Here is a 21567-nt window from a genome sequence, read left to right on the forward strand (position 1 = left end):
AAGTTACCTGGAAGCCGTCTGCTTTTTCGCTTTGACAATGCGTTTGACTTCTTCCAGCAGCAGGAAATGTCCCGGTTTGACCATGGAGCCGTGGGTAAAACCATCCAGTTCGAACAGTTGAGCCTGCGGATGTTTGACTACCTGTAACAGGCTGTGCAGATAAGCGTTTTCTTCATAACGTGTCGGGAATTCCAGTTCCCGGTCGCCCGTGATCAGCAGGATCGGCGGTGCATCTTTGCGGACATGAAACAGCGGAGCCATGTCGTCAATGACAGGTTGTGTGAGTTCGATTCCCATTTCTTCGCGGACCGTCATATGGGTAATACAGTGACCGCTGTAGGGAATCAGGCCGGCGATATCATTCGCTTCGATCTCATGTGCGGCGAGCCAGCGTTGATCCAGCCCCAGCATGCTGGTCAGATAACCGCCTGCGGAATGACCGGCGACAAAAATCAGCTCGGGGTTACCGCCATACTCTTTAATATGCTGAAACGTCCAGGCGACAGCTGCCGCTGCGTCTTCGAGGTAAGCTGGTTTTCTGGCTTTGGGATACAGACGGTAATTGACGGCAACAATGGCCAGCCCCTGGTCCTGCAGTTCTTTCGGAATCGATTTGCTGCCCCCTTTCAAACCACCGCCGTGAAACCAGACAACTGTGGGGAAACCTTTGATATTGGTGGGATAGTACAAATCCAGTTTGCAGCGTTCCTGTTTGTATTCGTTCTGTTGTGTCTGCTCTGTTGTATAATAGGAAATGTCGTTCCGCGTTTTGTATTGAACTTCGGTTTCCTCTGCATGAGCGACCTGCACCGCTGTTAGAATAAGAGTCAGTATCATCAGGGTGAATGGGATTTCTTGCTTTCGCATTGTTCTGCCTTCTCATGCTCAATGATTCTATAAACTGATTTCAAGATCGTACCCGTTCTTCGGGATGATGGCTGCTTTGCAGTTAAAACCCGGTATCGGGTTTTGTCTCGTTAGGGCTGTCTGGTTCGAGAAACCAGGGGACATCCTGTTTCAGCCATTCGATGATGGCCTTGCTGGCAATCGTATTGGCTTTTCCATTGGGATGATGGTCTGTGGCGTGAACCCACAGGTCTGAAGTATTCCGTCCCTTAAACGCACTGGTCAAATCCAGGACGGGTAAGCCCGCCTGTTCTGCAATCGCAGCGACCTGGTCATGAATGGGTTTCAGCGGGTACTCCGATTCAAAACCTTCCATCAATGGATAGATCACAAAAACAGACCGGCATCCCGGGATTTTCGGAATTGTCTGAATCGTTTCTTTGAAAACCCGCAGGTTTTCCTTATTGAATTCCGGGTTGTAGGAATCGAGATACCATTGCACGGTTTCCCGTTTGATTTTGTCCATTTCAAAAGGAGCGGTCAGCAGATCCACCGATTTCAGATAGCCTCCATGCCAGCTGTTCTTTTGGTAATCGTCGAGGTACTGATCCCGGATCTGTACCAGGTCGTTGATGTACTTCTGACGCTCAGCAAGACGAGGATGCAGCGGGATATCATTGGGAATAAAGACAAAGATCGCCCGATGGCAGTCTGCTTCCCGTGCAATGGCTGCCAGGATCTGCAGTTCATCCATGGTATTTGCGCCGACCTGACCGCCGTTGATGACCTCGTATTTTTTTCCCAGCTGAGATTCCAGTTGCCGGGAGATCGTTTTTTGAATGGGAACTCCTTCGCCGAAGACAAAGGAATCGCCCACGCAGGCAATCCGCATCACTCCGTCAGGCGCTTCGTTTGAATATTCACGGTCCCGAATTCCTTTGGAAGAATGCGTGTATTTGACGCACCAGGGAGTCTCAGCCAGTCGGTTAAGGGGCAGGGGTTTGGGGGTGAGGGTAAAAGTCGAGAGTTCCCATTTTCCCTGTGAGGTATCGGGGACAGGAGAGAATTCTTCATGCGGATTATCAGGATAGCATTGATAATATGTGATCTGTTCCTGATTTGTCAGATCGGTGAGCTGTCGCTTGGAAATCAGGCGAGGAGGCTCGACGTGAAAAAAACGTACGAGTGCTTCCGCGATGGCCAGACTGAGAAGCAATCCTACCGCCAGGGCGGCAATACGAAACAGAATCGTTCTGTTCCTGCTGCGTTCAACAGGGCCGATGCTGTTTTGACTGGTCGTCTTCTCGGAAGGCTGATTCAAGGGAGATTCGATCTGGTTGAAGGGATTTCAAAACATAATTCTCTGATTATAAGTTTTCCAGCCATGAGGTGACTATTGTTTTTGATATAAATCGATCCGTTTTTGAATATCTTGAGCCGGCTCTGATCCGGCTGGCACCAGTTTCAATGCCGTCTTTAACGCAGAAAGCGCAGCAGGAGTCTGTCGAAGCTGCTGTAACGACTCGGCCAGATTATAGTAGGCAGGGGCAAAATCAGCCGCATGCTTGATGGCGTTTTCAAAGTGGGTTTTTGCCTGTGCGTGTTGTCCCTGTTGTTGCAGGATGGTTCCCAGCAGGTTGGATGTCAGCGCCAGTTCCTGACTGATTTGTTGAAACTGCTCTGCAGAAGTCTGTTGATCGATATGATTCAAGGCCGTTTCATAATGCTGGATTGCCTGCAGCCAGTTTTGACTTTTCGCAGCCATCAGTCCCAGGTTAAATTCGGTGGCGGGATCAATCGCTCCCAGTTTTCGTGCCCGTTCAAACTCCTGTTGTGCCTGCTGCTCATCTCCCTGTTCCAGGTAGAGCATTCCCAGGTTTTGATGCAGGGCAGCGTCGTCTGGTTGAAAACGTAATGCCCGTTGATAGTATTTCAATGCGTCCTGAAACTTGCGCTGTTTCCGTGCGATATTACCCAGTCCCTGGAGTGCGGAACTGTTTTGTGGATCTGCCTGCACAGCCTGCAGGTAGTGCTCGAACGCATTTTTGAGCTGACCCTGTGATTCCTGATAGACTCCCAGCGCCAGGTGGGCTCCCGGATGCTGTGGATCGATTTCCAGCACGCGTTGATAATGGTTGAGTGCCGCCGATTCGTTTCCGAGTTTCATCAGGGTGGAAGCCAGATTTTGATTCGTGCCTGCATCGTCGGGGATCACCGCCAGGGATTTTTCAAAGTAATGCCGGGCAGTGTCATATTTTTCTGCCTGAAATGCCAGATGCCCCAGATTGCTTAATGCGATAAATGCGCGCGGGTTGACAGCCAGGCAATGCTGATACAGGATTTGATTTCCCGCCCAGGTCGCTGTCTGGACAAAACTCAAGCCGGCACAGATCATCAGGAGAACCAGAACCGCTACGCGTGGTGCCAGACTGGATACACCACGCATCAGCCAGGCTACCGCCAGTGCGGGAGCCAGCAGGGATAGATAAATATAGCGGTCGGCGACATTGGAAACAAACTGATAGGCGAAAGGAATCAGCCCCAGTACAGGCAACAGACCTGCGATGAAGATACCCGCGATGGTCAGCCAGATCCGCTGTTGTCTGCTGAAACAGGCAGCCAGTAAGAGGAGGCAGGGGATGATCCAGAACCAGTATATGGTTTCCGTTTCCAGAACCAGCCGGATACTTTTGTCGTACTGCATCGCCAGCGGATAAGGAATGACCAGCTTCCATAAATAGAAGGTCAGGGAATCACCGGCGATCAACGGGCGTGCCCAGAGAGGACTTTCAAACAACAGTTCTGACTGCTCCCCACGATTCAGCATAATAAACGCGACTGCCAGTACCAGCCAGCCGGCGATCCAGATAAGCAGTGATTTGAATTGAGCGGGGAAAAAACCGATTACCAGAATGCCAATGATCAGGGGAGTGGTGACCGAACTGGGTTTCGCCAGCAGGGAGAGTAGAAAACAGATACTGGCGAGAATCAGGGGACCACGCGAGGCAGTACCGGATTTTGATTCGAGCGAAGTGGCCGATTGCACTACCGTCATATTCTGACTAATAAATTTGAGTGAATAATAGATCGCGGCGATGGAAAAACAGTGACTCAACAGACCCCGCGTTTCGCTGATCCAGGCCACCGATTCCACCTGCAGTGGATGCAGCAGAAACAGCAGACCTCCCAGGCACGCTGCCCGTCCATCCTTGACCAGCAGAAACAGAATCCGATAGATCAACAGCGAATTGATGAGATGCAGGCATAAGCTGCCTGCGTGAAACAGGTAGGGTGCCAGTTCGCCATTCCTCTCTCCTCCCAGCAGACGCGTGAGGGCTGATTCACCCGCAAAAAAAGTGTAACTGAGGGGAATATACAGACCTTCATAAGGCTCGGACCAGATCGTTCCCAGGCTGCTGAATGAGACAGGATTCAGATTGGGATTCTGTGTAAGATGCATCTCGTCATCCCAGTCCAGCAGTGGATACGTCAGGCAGCGGGAGAACACGAGCAGCAGGATGATCAGGTAGAGGAAAGAGACTTTCCGCATCGAGCGTCGGTCAACATTTTCTGATGACAGCGCGGGGTCGTCTGATTCAGCAGGAGCAATGTCATTCATCGATGGTGATCTTAAAATGCCAACCCGTTTCTGGAGGATCTGTTGCAGGAATTCCGCCAGGGATTGACTCGCTTCGGTACTGCAACCGTTGTATGATTCTATTTAACAATGTTTATAGAGGGAAAGCAAATCAATCCAGGCTCGGATGGAGAGCGGCCTCTCCCGTATTCTTTATGGTAGCACTCGCGGAAGAATCAGAGAATTCGATTGAATCTGAGCAGACGCTCACAAATAATAATCAGGCAAGCTGACGAATTCCTATTTCTTACAGTTGCAGGGGTGAGGTGAATTTGGTTCCGTTCATGAGGCAGCACCGATTACCGGTTGTAGTGTTCCTGTTTTGTCTGTTGCTGATCGTCGGCTGTGATCAGAACAAATCCGATCCCGAGCCATCGTCTGTCACTCAGGTTGCACCCGACCTCAAACTGAACAAGGCGCCTACACAGGCAACTGCGAAGCCGGCACCGTTTCAGTTTAAAGACATCGCGCACCAGAGTGGTCTCGAATTCACCTATTATGGTAATCCCAGTCCACAGCATTACATGGTGGAACAGAATGGAGGCGGAGTCGCGCTGTTTGATTTTGATGGCGATCAGTGCCTGGATGTATTTCTTTCCAATGGCTCACATTTTGATCGACCTGCAGAGGACGCAGGGGAAGTGCATCGGTTGTATCGCTCCATCGGGCAACTCCCGCAAGCGCTGCAATTTGAAAACGTCGCTGCGGTTGCCGGTGTGGAACGGTCGGATTTTGGCATGGGAGTGGCCTGCGGGGATTATAACAATGACGGGTTTGTAGACCTGTATTTATGCACGTATGGGAAAAACTGTTTGTGGGAGAATAATGGAGATGGCACCTTTTCCGACATCACAGACACCACGCTGACGGGGGACGAACAGTGGGGGGCGAGCGCCGCCTTTGGTGACCTGGACGGAGACGGTGACCTGGATCTGTATGTCACTAACTATGTCGAGTATTCCCGTGATGATCCTCCCTGCTATACCACGATCGGATCGCAACGGGTCAAGATTTCGTGTGGCCCGATCGGCAGGATCGCGCAACAGGATCTGCTCTATGAAAACCTGGGAGATGGTCGGTTTGTGGATCGCTCACAGGAAGCAGGCATCATTCAACCCACTGCGGGAAAAGGACTGGCAGTCCAGATCGTAGATCTGAATCGCGATGGGCTGCTTGACATTTTTGTGGCGAATGACACCACCGATAATTTTCTGTTTCTCAATCAGGGAAACATGAAATTTGATGAACAGGCGCTGGTGCTGGGTGTTGCCGTGGGTGATCAGGGGGAACCGCAGTCATCAATGGGAATCGCCTGTGCCGACTTCAATCGTAACGGTCTGCTGGATCTGTTCGTCACTAATTTTGAAAACGCGGTCAATGATTTCTATGAACAACTGGAGGTCGGCGGTTACCTGACCACCAATTCCCGTCTCGGCCTGGATACGACCTCGCGGCCGATGCTGGCGTTCGGGACTGTGTTTGCCGATTTCGATTTGGATCAATGGCCTGATCTGTTTATCGCGAACGGTCATATCTGGGATCTGAGCACGCTGGGAACAGAGCATGAATACGAAATGACACAGCAGCTGTTTTATAATCAGCAGGGAAAACGGTTTCATGATGTTTCCCAGAGTTCGGGCCCCTATTTTCAATCCAAATTTCTGGGACGCGCTACCGCTGTGGGGGATATGGATAACGATGGCGATGCCGACCTGCTGGCGACGCATGAAATCAAGCCGGCGGCATTACTGCAAAATGAGAGCCCCAGGCAAGGCAAGAGTGTCAGGCTGCGTTTTATCGGCGTGAAAGGATCGAGAGAACCTCTGGGCTGTACTTTGAAAGTCGTCACCGGTGATGTAGAACAGATTCTGGTTATCCCGGCGGGGGGCAGCTATCAGGCGTCCAGCGATCCTCGTGTGATCGTACCCACGGGTGATGCGACTTCGATCCAAAGCCTGGTACTCAACTGGCCCGATGGCAGCCGGGAAGAGTGGAATGATTTACCCATCCAGGCAGAACTGACGCTGATTCAGGGGACAGGCCATTAAAGGCTCTTGCAGGCCCACATTTAATTATGCTACTAATGCTTTATCAAGCTGGAAAATGAAAGTTGGGTGTGTTGTTGTTGTCGCACTCTCGTGATATTTATCAACCCAAAATTTAAAAATGCCCTTCCACTAAGATATTTCCTTTTCATGTCGGTTCAACCCTCTGTGAGCTTTCAATATTCGGACTGAGTACTGCATGACCGCGATTCTGGGAATCTCCGCATTCTATCATGATTCAGCCGCCGCCCTCATCGTGGATGGTGAGATTATCGCGGCGGCCCAGGAAGAACGGTTTACCCGCATCAAACATGATGCTGCATTTCCGCAACACGCAATCGCGTACTGTCTGGAAGAAGCAGGCCTGACTCCCGATCAGATTGATCTGGTCGGTTTCTACGAAAAACCGCTTTTAAAATTTGAACGCCTGCTGGAAACAACGCTGGCGTTCGCGCCCTGGGGGTTCAAAGCGTTTTTGAATACGATTCCCAGCTGGCTCAAAACCAAGCTGCATCTTCCCCGCGCGATCCATGAGGGGCTACAAAAACAGTACAACAGGCGGATCGTGTTTGTAGAACATCATGAGTCCCACGCAGCCAGTGCCTTTTTTCCCTCGCCGTTTGCCGAGGCCGCATTTCTGACCGTGGATGGCGTTGGTGAATGGGCGACTGCCAGTTTTGGAGTCGGGCAGGAAAACCGGATCGAGATCCAGAGCGAACTCTATTTTCCCCACTCCGTCGGCTTGTTGTATTCAGCGTTTACCTGGTATTGCGGGTTCAAGGTGAACTCAGGCGAATACAAACTGATGGGACTGGCCCCGTACGGGGAACCGCGGTTTGTCGATCTGATTCGCGAAAACCTGGTGGATATCAAACCCGATGGCTCAATTCGCCTCGATTTATCTTATTTCAATTATTGTCATGGATTGACCATGACTTCAAAAAAATTCCATCATCTGTTTGGTGGAGCACCCCGCCAGCCGGAATCAGAGATTACGCAGCGTGAGATGGACCTGGCTGCTTCCATTCAGGTGGTGACTGAAGAGATCCTGATGAAAATGGTGCGGCACGTGCATGCACAGACAGGAAAGTCCCAGTTATGTATGGCGGGAGGAGTCGCTCTGAATTGCGTCGCGAATGGCAAGATTCTACGCGAAGGTCCCTTTGAAAAAATCTGGATTCAGCCGGCAGCGGGAGACGCAGGCGGCGCACTGGGCGTGGCGTTGTTTATCTGGCATCAACTGTTGAAAAAGCCGCGCACGCTTCAACCGGAAGACAGACAGCAGGGAAGTTTCCTGGGACCCCGGTTTACAGAGACGCAGATTCGGGCATTTCTGGATGACAGGAAAGTCCTCTACCATCATCGTGCCGATGAAGGGGAACTGTGCGATGAAGTGGCCCGTTACATCGCAGAGGAAAAAGTGGTGGGCTGGCTGCAGGGGCGTATGGAATATGGACCGCGCGCACTGGGAGGGCGGAGCATTCTCGGCGATGCACGCAGTACCACGATGCAGTCAAAAATGAACCGGAAGATCAAGTTTCGGGAATCATTCCGTCCGTTTGCTCCCTCCATATTACAAAGCAGGGTCACGGACTACTTTGATTTTCCACCTGATGTGGACAGCCCCTATATGCTGCAGGTTGCCGACGTGCAATCTCATCAGCGAACGACTCTGCCTGCTGACAGTGATGAGCTCACAGGCCTGCAGAAGCTGCAGTTGATCCGCTCCCGTGTGCCGGCCATTACGCACGTCGATTATTCATCCCGTCTGCAGACAGTGGATGACACACGCCATGGACGATATTTCAAACTGATGGCCGCATTTGAAAAGCTGACCGGGTCGCCGGTGATGATTAACACCAGTTTTAATGTGCGAGGCGAACCAATCGTCTGCACGCCAGAAGATGCGTATCAATGTTTTATGGCAACTAATATGGATGTACTCGTGCTGGAACAGTTTGTGATTCTCAAGTCTGAACAGCCCGAGGCGCGGGTTTTTGAGGATGACCTGCACCTGGACCAATACGCCCTGGATTAAATCCTGAAGAATCGTTTTAGAAGGCAATAACTCAAGATGGCATTAGCAGAAATCAACTGGAATCCCTCTTCCCGCGACTTGAGGATTTTCTCAATCGCGCTGGGCTGTCTGCTGGCTCTGATTTCATTGATCAGCTTTCGAGCGTCGGCTTCGGTTCCGCTGGCAGTGATGCTGTCGGGAATTGCCGTGCTGATAATGGTGATTGGTTTCCTCGCGCCTGCAACAGTCAAACCCGTTTATCTGGGGTGGATGATTCTGCTGTTTCCCGTTCGCTGGAGTGTTTCCTGTTTGTTGATTGCTGTAGTATATTATCTGGTGATGACGCCGATCGGATTTGCTTTACGATTGCTGGGACATGATCTGGTGGGCAGACGCTTTGACGCGCAGGCAAGTTCCTACTGGAGGCGAGAACGCCGCATCAGACAGGAACAGGATTATTTTCGTCAGTTTTAATTCCACTTGAAATACATCATCTCGGAATTCAACAAAGGTTTGAGAATGACAGAACAAACTGATCCGCAGTCAAATTCAGGGGAAGAACAGACAACGGATTTCCTTTCTCAATCGGAATCGGCGACACCGGGAATCCTGGCAGAGTTCTGGGATTTCCTGAAACATAATAAGAAATGGTGGTTAGCGCCGATTATTATTGCGCTGCTGTTGATTGGCTTACTGATACTCATCAGCGGGAGCGCGATGGCACCGTTTATCTATCCGATTTAATTGGATGCATTGTATTCATATTGCTGCAGTCTCAAATATTACAGCTTGTCAGGCGCAGAGAATTCCACGCCTTCGATTTTTCACTGGAAGGTTCCGCGCTACTGTACATGCGAAAATCAATTGTTGCCAATCTTCATAAAATAACAATTTCTTTATATCTGTTATAAAAAAAACTTTCATTTATGAATCTTTATTGGTAGCCTTAAGTCAGCACCTCTAATCCAGTCTGACTATTCTTGTGAATCATTCATTCGAATTTACTTCATCTTAAGATTCAGGAGACACCAAGTGCGACCAGCTCTGAACTCCTTTCTGTTGTTTTCTCTGATAGCTCTTTCCGGTTGTGGCAGCGATCCCACGGCAGATCTCGGAACCGCTGTAACGGTGACCGGAACAATCACCTTGGATGGCAAACCCTCTGATGGCGTGGAAGTGATCTTTAAAAGGCTTGATGCCGGCGCACCAGCAGAGTATCGGCAATACGTTGCGACAACCGATTCGTCCGGCAAGTACAGCCTCGAGAATGTGTACCCGGCGAAATATGCAGTGATGGTCAATGAGAAAAAAGATGAAAAAGCAGAAGAAGAGGGGGCAGCTGCCTTTGAAACGGGCCCTTATAAAAAGTATGGCGTTAACAGTGAATTAACGGCAGAGGTCACTGAATCCAATAAAACTTTTGACTTTGAATTAACTTCTAAATAAACGAACTCCTATCAACAAGCCGGAGTGTCCCTGGTTATAAACCAGATCCAGGGTTCTGCGCTGAAAAATAAATAATAAAATCTAACTGCTGGTCTGGTTCTACAGATCGGTCAATGAATAATCAATCAGTGGAGGATGAAAGCAACTTTCTCTTAAGCGGTATTACCACTTGAGAAGTTGAATATAAATCTTGTATCTGGTGTGAGGCGATTTTGTGTTCCGAATCGTTGTCACTGAATATGCGTTTTTATTTATTTTGTTGTTGTAAAGGAGTTTATTCATGAAACGCAAGGCTTTTACGTTAATTGAGCTTCTGGTAGTCATTGCTATCATTGCCATTCTGATTGCATTGCTTCTGCCGGCGGTGCAACAGGCCAGGGAAGCAGCGCGGCGCAGTACGTGTAAAAACAATCTGAAGCAGATTGGCCTGGCCCTGGCAAACTACATCGATACCACGATGGGAGTATTTCCCAGGGCTACTATCTCTCCTAATGGGCGAGGGTGCTGCTGTGGAAGTTATGGTTCAACGGCTTACAACTCGACTGGAATCCCTCACAGTTTTCATACTGTGCATACGATGTTACTGCCTTATATTGATCAGGCAAATGTCTATAACCAGATCAATATGAGTCTGCGGTACGATGACACGGTTAATGGTCCAGCAGTCAAAACACAGATTCCTGTTTATATCTGTCCCAGTGATAACAGAACTTCTGATTCCAATGTTGTTACAAATGACGCCGGTGATTCGATCTCAATGGCAACTCACAGTTATCCCGGGACGGGATCCAATCATCCTTACGGACTGTGTGGTTTACATGGCACAACTGGATCCGGAACAGGTGTGTTTGCAGAACGGGCCGGGCAGTTGAATGAAGCGGGAACGGCCTTAACCCATCCTGTAATGAAGTTACGTCTGATCACAGATGGAACTTCCAATACGATTGCTTTTTCAGAGTTCGCTCAAAACAAGACCAAGATTGACTGTAATATCGGCAGTACCGCTCAGGCAAAATATGGCTGGGCACGGCCTGCCGTAGGGGGAACTGCATTTACGATTCGCGAGGTCTCTACTCCGAATGGCTGCAATGGTACCAGTACCGGTGGTTCCAATATTGGTATCGCCCGCAGCTGGCACGCGGGTGGGGTTCATGCCCTGATGGTTGATGGTTCCGTCCATTTTGTTGGTGACAGTATCGATGGATTTGTCTGGAGATATCTCGGAGCCGTCAGTGATAATCAGGTTGTCAGTATCAATAAATAAAGCCTGATCTCGTTAATTCGAAAACAGTTGATTTTAGTAACAGTTGAGCCTGGAGGTGGAATTTCCGTCTTCAGGCTCTTTTACATTGCTGACAAGCGTTAGGTGTTCATGTGTGGGTGTCTCTGGCATTTTGCATCAGATCGTATTGACGCTTGGGCCCGATACTGTTTGAATATTTACAGGAAAAAGGCGTCATCAGTAATAATAAATCATGCGAAACCTGTGTGAAGTTCTGGTGTTAATTTTGAATGTGCGTTTTTCCATGTAATCGTATTACAGATTAGAGACGACGTCTGTTGTCTCTAACCGTTAAATCCGCTCTGGCTGGTTTGAGTTTGATGTGCGATCAGCAGTCAGAACAGCTGCTTTTTCAGGAAGCTCTGAACTTCCAGAAAAAACTGGGATCAAAGGAGGACCAATTACGAAGGCTTGAAAGTCAGACCCTTTCCAGACATAAAAGCTGAATTGCTTATTCGCTGCCTGACTGACCAAATTTCTGATCAGATAGATTCCTCCATCACACAATAGAAATACTCTATCCCCGCAATATCTCTCCTAAGTCAGTTTCATCGCTGCTCAATGATTTTTTAGACAGCATTTTCTGCCAAGGTGTCAAACACTGTTTCGTCATCAATTTCTAAATTAAGCTTATTCTTATTTATTGAAGGAGAGACCCCTTGATGAAACGTAAGGCATTTACATTAATTGAACTTCTGGTGGTAATTGCGATCATTGCCATCCTGATTGCATTACTGTTGCCAGCCGTGCAACAGGCACGCGAAGCAGCTCGACGCAGTACCTGCAAAAATAATCTGAAGCAGATCGGCCTCGCGCTGGCAAATTATCTCGATCGTACTATGGGAGTTTTTCCCCGGGCTACCATTTCCCCAAACGGGAGAGGTTGTTGCTGCGGAACGTATACTGCTGCAGCATTCAATACGACGGGAATTCCGCACAGTTTTCATACGGTTCACACCATGTTGCTGCCTTATATTGATCAGGCAAATATTTATAATCAGATCAATATGAGCTTACGTTATGATGATGCCGTGAATTTACCTGCAGGAGCCACCCAGATTCCTGTCTATATCTGTCCCAGTGACAATCGTACCCATGATTCCTCTGTCAGTAACAATGGTCTGGCGACGCACAATTATCCCGGTGCCGGCTCGACGCATCCTTCCGGGCTCTGTGGTCTACATGGAACTTCAGGAGTATTGCAGAACGAAATGGTCAGTTAAATGAAGCGGGGACAGCGCTGACACATCCTGCGATGAAATTAAAGCTCATTACGGATGGGACCTCCAACACCATTTGTTTTTCTGAATTTGCTCAGAATAGAACAAAAGATGCGGGCTGTGGATTTACTGGCGTGGGGAATCAGGCCAAGTATGGTTGGGCACAACCCGCACTTGGTGGTACCGCTTATACCATTCTCGCGGTGTCGACTCCCAATGGATGTAATGGTACCAGTTCAGCGGGTTCCAACTCCGGGATTGCCCGCAGCTACCACATCGGTGGAGTGCATACATTGCTGGTGGATGGCTCGGTCCATTTTGTTGGTGACAGTATCGACGGACCTACCTGGCAGAGACTGCATACATTCAGTGACGGGAATGTCGTCAGTATCAATCAGTGACTCTGAGTAATCTGTCAGTTACTCTGATAAGCCAGTGCTGACAGATACCGTCTCAAACGACACCGCCCGTTCCCCTTTTTTCTGACAAGGGAACGGGCGGTTTTCATTTTCAGTTGTACCAACCTCACGAGATCGGGTATCTTATCTGTTCAAGGTCCTCAATCGAAACTGCAGGTTCAGGGAACATTGCAGAATAATTCTAATCCGAACAGACTGTTATGACTCGTAAAGCGGAAACTCTGAGTTTACTTGCAGTCGTTTCTGTCATCTCTGCTTTGTATGGCTCCTACTATTCTAACACGTTTCTGTATGATGATTCCGAACAGGTATTGGCACAGCAGCCACTGGAGTCCTTTGATGACCTGATACTGATCTTCACGGAACCCAGTTTTCCAACACTGCCTTACTACCGACCACTGACCCGGGCATCGATCATGTTGCAGAAAACACTGCATGGTGATGATGCACGCTGGTTTCATCTGTTCAATGCGATTCTGGCAGGGATCACTGTCGGTATTGCCTGGCTGCTGATCCGCTTACCGCTGTTTAAAATTCTGCCGGTTCCTGCTCTGTTTGCAGTGGCCCTGTTTGGTCTGCATCCTGCGGCTTCCTCCTGCGTTTATCCCGTTGCCTCCGGTCGTGAAACATTACTTCCTGCTGCATTGATTCTGCTCTCGACCTGGTGTTTTCTGAAAGGCTCACAGAAATATTACTGGTGGTCCGTCGTGACCTGTGGTCTTGCGTTACTTGCCAAGGAGCAGGCGATTGTGCTGCCTGTGTTATTTGTGACTGCAGACCTGTTGAACCTGACGGGACTCCCCGAGAAGAGGCAACTAGCGGGCTGGTTTCGACGTTATCTCCCCTTCCTGCTGCTCCTGGCGGGGTATCTGCTGTTGCGGTGGTTGCTCTTTAGTGGAACGGAAGTAAAACTCATGCTGGCAGAGCAGCCACTGGGACCGTTTTATTCGCTGCTGTATGCTCTGCAGACCAGTTTTGTGCCGTTCGTGGAACTTGTGTATGAGCCACCTGTCGAAGTCTGGTTCGATCCGCTCCGTATTCTCATTGCCGTGCTGCTGACGGGAATACTTGTTTATTTTGTATGGAGGAAATCAGAAGAGTTGGGGCGGTCAGCCTGTTTCTGGGGAGGCTGGTTTTTACTGCTGATGCTGCCGACCTCCAATATTCTGGAGCAGGAATGCGCTTTTTCAGAGCGCTATGTTTTTCTGTCGGTGCTGGCGCCGCTGGCTTTGTCCGCATCAATGATCAGTCAGTACTGGGATCGTTTTCTGGTAAGAAAGCTGTTCATGATCACAGGACTGGTTGCCGGCGTGTGCCTGGCATGTATCAGTGGTATTCGTGGCATTTATTTTGAGAACGAAGAGACATTTTTCCGACAGTGGGTTAATACCAACCCCAGGTCATCAACCGCTCATGTGCACCTGGGGCTGGTATACGCCAGTCATGAGCAGTTTGCCGAAGCGCTCGCCTGTTATGAACGGGCGCTGGCAATTGATCCGGAATTTACAGGGGCTCTCATCAACCAGGCCAACGCCCTGGTAACCATGCAGCAGTATGACCCGGCAATTGAACTGTATCAGCGGTCACTGGAACTGCTGGATGGTAAGTTGCAGCATCTCAAGGTGGGTGTATATCATAACCTGGGTAACGCCTGGTGGGGCAAGCGCGATGCAGAGCAGGCGATTCAGTCGTACGAGCGCGCGATTAAACTTTCACGCGAGCATCTGCCGTCATATCTTGCACTGGCAGACATCTATCTGCAACAGGATCAGCCTGCGCATGCTGCCCGGTATTTAAATGAGGCACTGAAGCTGGATTCAATGACGAAACAGAAACAGCGGGAAATTCATAACGTCATGCAGCGTTTTCAACTGGAATAATAGTAAACTCAGTGTCGTTGAATTACAGCATCCGGTTCAGGCACAATGGTAGCTCTGTTGGTGGTATCTCAAATGGTTCGAAATCTGATTCTCTGTTCTACTCTGCTCTGTCTGCTGTCTGCCTGCAGGCCTGGTGACTCAGCCGAAGAATTGGAAGCGCCGCCGTTAACCGCGCGCGAAGCTGTTATTCAGTCGCTGCCTGTGGTTGAAATTCAACTGAAAGATATTACTCCTGAAACGTTGTCCGCAGAAATAGAGAAGCACCGCGGGAAAGTGGTGTTTGTAGATTACTGGGCGACCTGGTGTCCAATGTGCCTGGATTCCTTTCATCATTTAAGTGAATGGCATCAGGAGTATGCCGACCGGGGCCTGGTGATTCTGGCAATCAATCTGGATGAAGATAATGAAAGTAATCGCAAGGTCGTGACAGAGTATCTTACTGAGTATCGCGCTCCGTTTGAAAATTTTATCTGTTCCGCGGCACCGGATACCAAACCGTTTGAGAAATTTGGCATCGAAGGCAGCACACTTCCGTTCTGTCAAATATATAATCGAGAGGGGGAACTCGTTGTCGCGCTGGGGAATGTCAATCCGGATCATCTTTATGACCAACGCTCAATCAGTGCTGCATTGAAAACACTGTTTCCGCAATCGGCATCGATAGAGAATGACAGTAAATAGTGCAGGTGTCATAAAACATTGCGAAGTGCCTGCAGCAGCAGTGCCTGGTTTGCATTGATTCCCGCCGATCAAATGGTAAATGCAAACCATTTTTTTAAGAGGTGGAAAAGAATCTGTTTGCAGAGCCCCGACGAAATGCCTAGACTGAGTAGATACCAGAGCGTTTCACTCCAGAAATCCTTGCGTTCCCTGTTTCCATCCTTGCCTCCGGATCTGATACCATGCTTCATTTGATAAACTGTCGAAGTGTCTCTGCCTTACTGACAGTATTGGCTGTCTCTCTGCTGACGACGAAAGCTCAAGCCGCAAAGCATACCAACGTGATTCTGATCATGACCGATGACCAGGGGGGCTGGGATTATGGCTTCAAGGGAAACAGGCATCTGAGTACGCCGAACCTGGATACCATCGCCGCGAACGGTGCACGGCTCAGTCGCTTCTATGTCAGTCCGGTCTGTACGCCGACCCGTGCCAACCTGATGACAGGGCGTTACAACTATCGCACCCGTGCCATCGATACTTACATCGGTCGTGCCATGCTCGAACCGGCAGAAGTCACTATTGCCGAAGCACTCGCTCCCGCCGGTTACCGCACGGGAATCTTCGGGAAATGGCATCTGGGAGATTCGTATCCACTCAGGCCACAGGACCAGGGATTTCAGGAAGTGCTCGTGCACCGGGGAGGCGGCATCGGTCAGCCCAGCGACCCACCTGAAGGAGCCGGGAAGTATACCGATCCGGTGTTGTTCCATAATGGTGAAAAGAAACAGATGCATGGCTATTGCACGGATATCTATTTTGATCATGCAATGAAATTTATCGAGCAGAACGAATCGCAGGATAAGCCGACATTCATGTATATCGCGACCAACGCGCCCCATGGGCCTTTTGACGATGTCCCTGAAGATCTTCGTAAAAAATACCAGGCAATGGACCTGACTGATGCTTATGGATTCGATTTGAACCCGAAACGCAAGAATGAAAAACAGTTTGATAAAACAGCGCGCGTTTTTTCGATGATCGAAAATATTGATCAGAATATTGGTAAGCTGCTTCAACATCTCAAACAGATTGATGCGCTGGACAATACCCTGGTCCTGTTTCTCAATGACAATGGTCCGAACGGTCCGCGTTTTGTCGGCGAACATCGCGGGATGAAAGGCAGTGTGAATGAAGGGGGAATCCGCTCCGTTCTGATCGCACACTGGCCGGCACAACTTAAGGCAGGTACGGTCAATCCCACGATCGCCGCCCATTATGATCTCTTTCCGACCATCCTGGCGGCAACCGGTGTCGACAAGCCGAAAGGATTGCAACTGGACGGAGTCAATGTGCTGCCGCTGCTGAAAGACAATGCCGATCAATGGCCTGAACGCTCGCTGTTTCTGCAGTGGCATCGCGGGGATGAACCTCAGCCAAGAACGAATGCTGCGGTGGTCACGCAAGATTATAAAATGACATTCTCCAAACCGGATGAACCGGGCAAACTGTTTCATCTGCAAAACGATCCCGCCGAACGCCAGGACCTTGCGGGAGCCAAAACAAAGCTGGCCTCAAACCTGACAGAGCAATACAACACCTGGTTTCGTGATGTGAGTTCGACACGTCCTGATAATTACGCTCCACCCCGCATTCATGTCGGGAACCCGAAAGAAGAAACCACGGTTCTCACTCGACAGGACTGGCGCTACTCCGGACCGAAAGGGAAAGGCTGGACCAGTGATGCACGAGGTCAATGGCTGGTGACGATTGAGCAGACAGGTCCTTATGATATCAAAGTACTGTTCGGCACAGAGAAAGCACAATCCAGCGTCGAGATGACCGTGCAGGTGGGGCATGATCTGTTTCATGCAGAGGTCCCGGCAGGCCAGACAGAACATGTTTTTCCCAACGTAACCCTGCACGCAGGGGAGCAGACGATTGATGTGAAAATTGTGGAAGGAAAACTCGAACGGGGACCAAAAATGGTTTATATCACTCAGAAACCTCAAGAGTCCTCTGCCCCTTAAATCGTCATTTTGAAAGGGGTTGAGGCCGGTCTTATAACTGTTTCCATCGGTTCTTTCTTATAAGAAAGTGAAAAACGGTCATAATCTGGAATGGTCACAGGCTGTGATTCAAATTACTATAAATAAGGATTGTTAAATTAGAGGGTAAGTACTGTTTTCGTTTTCTGCCGGTTTCACCTGGGAAACCTCCCGCAATTTCATTGCTGGCACGTAGGAACTGTACTGCAGGTACTTACCGAACCTCGATGAATTGACTACTGACAGTCAATCAATACTCACACCTGCCAGTCGCGTAAGTTGTCGGCTGGCCTCTTTAATGGGATTGATTAATGCAAAAGAATTCAAATTTCAGCCGTCGCGAATTTCTGAAGACCACCACCGCCGGTGCCGCTGCTATTTCAGCCGGTGTCTGGACGGGAGTTGCTCCGGCCGCTTCAAAGTCTGCCAACGGTAAGTTGAACATCGCCTGCATCGGTACTGCCAACCGGGCAGCAGCAGATGTGGATGGCGTCAAAGGCGAGAATATTGTCGCGCTGGTCGATGTGGACAGCAACTATCTCGATCGTGCGTCTGCCAGCTTCCCAAATGCCCGTCTGTATGCTGACTATCGCGAGATGCTGGAAAGCGAAGAAGGAAAAATTGATGCCGTTGTCATTGGTACGACCGACCATCATCATGCTCCTGCGACGATTCGGGCAATTCGCAAAGGGCTGCACGTTTATTGTGAAAAGCCACTGACGCACACCGTTCAGGAAGCACGCATCATTGCAGAAGAAGCAAAGAAGCAGGGCGTTGCCACTCAGCTGGGAACACAGATTCACGCTGGTGACAATTATCGTCGTGTCGTTGAGATCGTAGAGTCCGGTGTCCTGGGTGACATCGGCGAAGTCCATGTCTGGGTCGGTAAAGGCTGGGGAGGCGGAGATCTTCCGACGGAAACTCAAGCCCCTCCCAAGAATCTGAACTGGGATCTGTGGCTGGGACCAGCTCCCGAACGGCCCTATGCCGCTGGACGCTATCATCCTGCTCAATGGCGACGCTGGTGGCAGTTCGGTCAGGGAACCCTGGGCGATATGGCCTGCCACTACATGGACCTGCCTTTCTGGGCTCTGAAACTGCGTCATCCCACTCACTGTGAAGCAGAAGGTCCGGAAGTCCATCCGGAAGCCTGTCCGCATGGACTGACTGTCCGCTACAAATTCCCCAAGCGGGGCGATCTGGCTCCCGTCAATCTGACCTGGTATGACGGAAACATGATTCCGAAAAAAGTCGCCGGCGAACGCGTTCCCGGCAGCGGGGTGATGTTTGTCGGTTCGGAAGGCAGCATGTTTGCCAACTACGGCAGTTATAAATTATTCCCCAAGGAAAAATTTGCTGACTTCACTCCTCCCAAGCAGAGCATTCCGAATTCAATCGGACATCATGCGGAATGGATCAAGGCCTGCAAAGATGGTTCTCCCACAACCTGCAACTTTGATTATTCCGGCGCTTTGACTGAATCGGTTCTGCTGGGTAATGTTTCCTACCGTGCGAAGAAAGCACTGGACTGGGATGCTGCCAGCCTGAAAGCCACCAACTGTCCCGAAGCCGACCAGTACATCACCAAAGAGTACCGTGCCGGCTGGGAAGTGGTTTAATTTTGAAAGCCATCCAGTACTGTCCGGCTCCTCAATCGTGAGTGAGCCGGGCTACTGGCCTTCAATGTATTTCAGCTGAATGTCGGTGTCTGGCAGTTTCTTTTTCAATTCCGCCACCCCTTTTTCGGTGACCGCCGTTCGCGTCAGTTTCAGATCTTTGAGACTGGTGAGCCCCTCCAGATCTTTCAGGCCCTCATCAGAGACAGCCGTGGAACCGAGGTGCAGAAATTCCAGCTTCTGCATGTCTTTCAGATATTTGAGACCCGCATTGGTCAACCGGGTATTATCCAGGTTCAACCATTCCAGGCTCGTCAGTCCCTGCAGTGGTTCGATACCGGCATCAGTCAGTCCCACGCGCCATAGATTCAGCTTTTTCAGTTCTCCCAGACCGGACAGATGTTTCATCCCGGCATCCGAGAGCAGGCTGTTTTCACTCAGGTCCAGTTCTTCCAACTGGGGAATTTTTGCGAAAACTGCCAGACCATCGTCCGAGATCTGATTCTGCGAGAGGCGTGTTTTCTTCAGTTTGGGGAATTGAGTAAGTGTGGCGAGCCCATCATCGTCGACCAGTGTTTTAGCCAGGTAGAGTTCTTCCAGTTTATTCAGGTCTTTCATCTGCGAAAGCCCGTCACCGCTGACCCAGAGAAAATCGAGCATCAACGCTTTCAGGTTAGTCAGCTGATTGATGTCAGCCATGGCATCATCATCGATATCCGAGTTGCCGGACAGACGCAGCGCTTTGAGCCTGGAAAGACCGGTCAGATAAGAGATGGCCTTGTTGTTCAACGAGCAGTTTCGCAGGTCGAGGTTTTCCAGTGTCGTGACTTTTCCCACGGGTTCCAGAGCGGCATCGGTAATCGGTGTTTCATTTAACAGCAGGGAACGGAGATGCGAGAGCCCTGCGATGTCTTTCAGTGCCGCATCATCAATTTTTGCTCCGCGGAAATCGACTTCAATCACATAGCCGGCCTGATCCTGTTTCAGTTTTGCTCCCAGCTTTTTCAGGGAATCCGCGAGTTGAACTTCACTTTCAGGCACGCCTGCTGTGGGGGCTTCTGTTGCTTTCTCTGTTTTTTCAACCGGTGTGGCAGCGGGTTTGTTTGAGGGTTCTTTCTCGGCACATCCCGAAATCAGTAACAGTGATAATACGAAAAGGGACATGTCCCGAAACGGTTTCATAGCGGTATCCTTAATACGAAATAGCGAAAACGTGTCACGTCTAAAGCATACCGATTCACGATATTGCTCAAAACTGAATGCGGGGCTGCATTTCCGCTTTTTGTCGAATTGATTCTGTTGTAAAAGCATAAAAGGCCGGTTTGGGAAATTGTAAAATTGTTTTCAGGATGAGTTTAGAGGTAGCGACCGTTTCCCGGTCTGTTAAAAACGGAATTCATAAGCCTGGCGTTCCCCCTCGTCTCCCAGTGAATCGAGCATGCTGATCTCGGCGCGTTTCATGGTGAGATAATCAGTAATTCGGTTCTCTCCGAATCCAGACAGCAGGACCGAATTCTGTTCCAGCGCAGACAGGGCCGACTCCAGGTCGGTGGGATAAGCATTCATGTTCAAGGCACGTCGTTCCTCTGCCGAGAGCAGCGCAGGGTCGGTCAGTACAGGATCGCCCGGATCGAGTTCATTTTCGATTCCGTCCAGTCCTGCACAGATCAGTCCAGAAAGTGCCAGGTAGGGATTACAGGTGGGATCACAGGGACGGTACTCGAGATTGACCGTCGCCGCTTCCTGCCCCTGGTATCCCGAGGCGGCCCGGACACTCGCTTCGCGGTTATCAGGACCCCAGCAGGTATAGCTGGAACTCCAGCAGCGTTCCACAAACCGCCGATAGGAATTCGTGGTCGGGGCGGTCAACGCCATCAACGCGGGCAGGTGTTTGAGAATGCCTCCCATAAAATGACGCGCTGTCCCGGAGAGATTGAATTCACCCGCCGGGTCGTAAAACAGGTTTCGGCCTTCGTCCCACAGACTGAAGTGAATATGGCATCCATTCCCGGCAAACGCAGGGGAGATTTTAGGCATGAATGAAACGCGATAACCGTGCGCCAGTGCGACGCCGCGCACGGTCTCTTTGAAGACCACCTGCTGATCGGCGGCCAGCAGTCCAGCTTGATGTCGTATCGGAATTTCCTGTTGTCCAGGTCCCGCTTCCGGATAGTATTTTTCCACTTTGATGCCCTGTTGTTCCAGCGCATCAATCAGGGGCAGAATAAATGGACTGGCCAGATCCATGGCGGCAGAACTGAAACAGTTCAACTGATCGACGGGTTCCCAGCCCGTCTCCGTTTGATCAGACAGTGTGAATTCATTCTCAAAGGCAGCCTGAATCTGCAAGCCCCGAGCAGCGAGCCGACTGAGAAAGTCTTTGAGCAGGCTGCGGGGACAGAGTTCCCACGGATCGCCCTGCAGCGTTTCCACATCCGCCAGCATTCGGGC

15 protein-coding genes and 1 pseudogene are annotated in these 21567 nt (G+C 50.2%); 11 read left to right on the plus strand and 5 right to left on the minus strand.

Going from position 1 to position 21567, the window contains the following annotated elements; genetic code table 11:
• Positions 1–3 precede the first annotated feature (3 nt).
• The 3 genes from AACZ40_RS03150 to AACZ40_RS03160 form a co-directional block, all read right to left on the minus strand.
• Positions 4–867: an alpha/beta hydrolase gene (locus AACZ40_RS03150; protein WP_291176301.1), complete on the minus strand. Its 864-nt coding sequence runs from the start codon at positions 865–867 to the stop codon at positions 4–6.
• Between the two features lie 82 nt (positions 868–949).
• Entirely contained in the window at positions 950–2167 is a 1218-nt protein-coding gene (locus AACZ40_RS03155; RefSeq protein ID WP_291176304.1) for a hypothetical protein, read from the minus strand.
• Between the two features lie 72 nt (positions 2168–2239).
• Positions 2240–4465: a tetratricopeptide repeat protein gene (locus AACZ40_RS03160; protein ID WP_291176307.1), complete on the minus strand. Its 2226-nt coding sequence runs from the start codon at positions 4463–4465 to the stop codon at positions 2240–2242.
• Between the two features lie 302 nt (positions 4466–4767).
• On the opposite strand from AACZ40_RS03160, the gene AACZ40_RS03165 reads away from it, so the two are divergent.
• From AACZ40_RS03165 to AACZ40_RS03215, 11 genes and pseudogenes are all read left to right on the plus strand, one after another.
• Complete coding sequence (locus AACZ40_RS03165; protein WP_291176310.1) at positions 4768–6531, plus strand: CRTAC1 family protein; 1764 nt, start codon at positions 4768–4770, stop codon at positions 6529–6531.
• Between the two features lie 196 nt (positions 6532–6727).
• A complete protein-coding gene (locus AACZ40_RS03170) occupies positions 6728–8566 on the plus strand; it encodes a carbamoyltransferase (protein ID WP_291176312.1) in 1839 nt (612 codons plus the stop codon).
• A 36-nt stretch (positions 8567–8602) separates the two neighbouring features.
• Positions 8603–9019, plus strand: a complete 417-nt coding sequence (locus AACZ40_RS03175) for an SxtJ family membrane protein (protein ID WP_291176316.1) — start codon at positions 8603–8605, stop codon at positions 9017–9019.
• 45 nt (positions 9020–9064) lie between these two features.
• Complete coding sequence (locus AACZ40_RS03180; protein WP_291176318.1) at positions 9065–9289, plus strand: DUF5989 family protein; 225 nt, start codon at positions 9065–9067, stop codon at positions 9287–9289.
• A gap of 288 nt (positions 9290–9577) precedes the next feature.
• A complete protein-coding gene (locus tag AACZ40_RS03185) occupies positions 9578–9991 on the plus strand; it encodes a carboxypeptidase-like regulatory domain-containing protein (protein ID WP_291176321.1) in 414 nt (137 codons plus the stop codon).
• A gap of 280 nt (positions 9992–10271) precedes the next feature.
• Positions 10272–11255 (plus strand): DUF1559 domain-containing protein, encoded by a 984-nt coding sequence (locus AACZ40_RS03190; protein WP_291176323.1) that lies wholly within the window; start codon positions 10272–10274, stop codon positions 11253–11255.
• Between the two features lie 680 nt (positions 11256–11935).
• A pseudogene (locus tag AACZ40_RS03195) lies at positions 11936–12894 on the plus strand (DUF1559 domain-containing protein).
• A 218-nt stretch (positions 12895–13112) separates the two neighbouring features.
• Positions 13113–14792: a tetratricopeptide repeat protein gene (locus AACZ40_RS03200; RefSeq protein ID WP_291176328.1), complete on the plus strand. Its 1680-nt coding sequence runs from the start codon at positions 13113–13115 to the stop codon at positions 14790–14792.
• 72 nt (positions 14793–14864) lie between these two features.
• A complete protein-coding gene (locus AACZ40_RS03205; protein WP_291176331.1) occupies positions 14865–15473 on the plus strand; it encodes a TlpA disulfide reductase family protein in 609 nt (202 codons plus the stop codon).
• A 221-nt stretch (positions 15474–15694) separates the two neighbouring features.
• Complete coding sequence (locus tag AACZ40_RS03210) at positions 15695–17482, plus strand: arylsulfatase (protein WP_339673250.1); 1788 nt, start codon at positions 15695–15697, stop codon at positions 17480–17482.
• 329 nt (positions 17483–17811) lie between these two features.
• The gene (locus tag AACZ40_RS03215; protein WP_291176337.1) at positions 17812–19119 is read left to right on the plus strand and encodes a Gfo/Idh/MocA family oxidoreductase; all 1308 of its coding nucleotides are present in this window, start codon (positions 17812–17814) and stop codon (positions 19117–19119) included.
• A 51-nt stretch (positions 19120–19170) separates the two neighbouring features.
• Here the strand turns inward: AACZ40_RS03215 and AACZ40_RS03220 are convergent, their stop codons facing one another.
• Positions 19171–20298, minus strand: a complete 1128-nt coding sequence (locus AACZ40_RS03220) for a hypothetical protein (RefSeq protein WP_291176339.1) — start codon at positions 20296–20298, stop codon at positions 19171–19173.
• A gap of 201 nt (positions 20299–20499) precedes the next feature.
• On the minus strand, positions 20500–21567 hold a 1068-nt coding region (locus AACZ40_RS03225; RefSeq protein ID WP_339673256.1), incomplete at its 5' end, for a glutamine synthetase.

This window comes from uncultured Gimesia sp. (assembly GCF_963972345.1).
In the GTDB taxonomy this organism is placed as follows: domain Bacteria; phylum Planctomycetota; class Planctomycetia; order Planctomycetales; family Planctomycetaceae; genus Gimesia.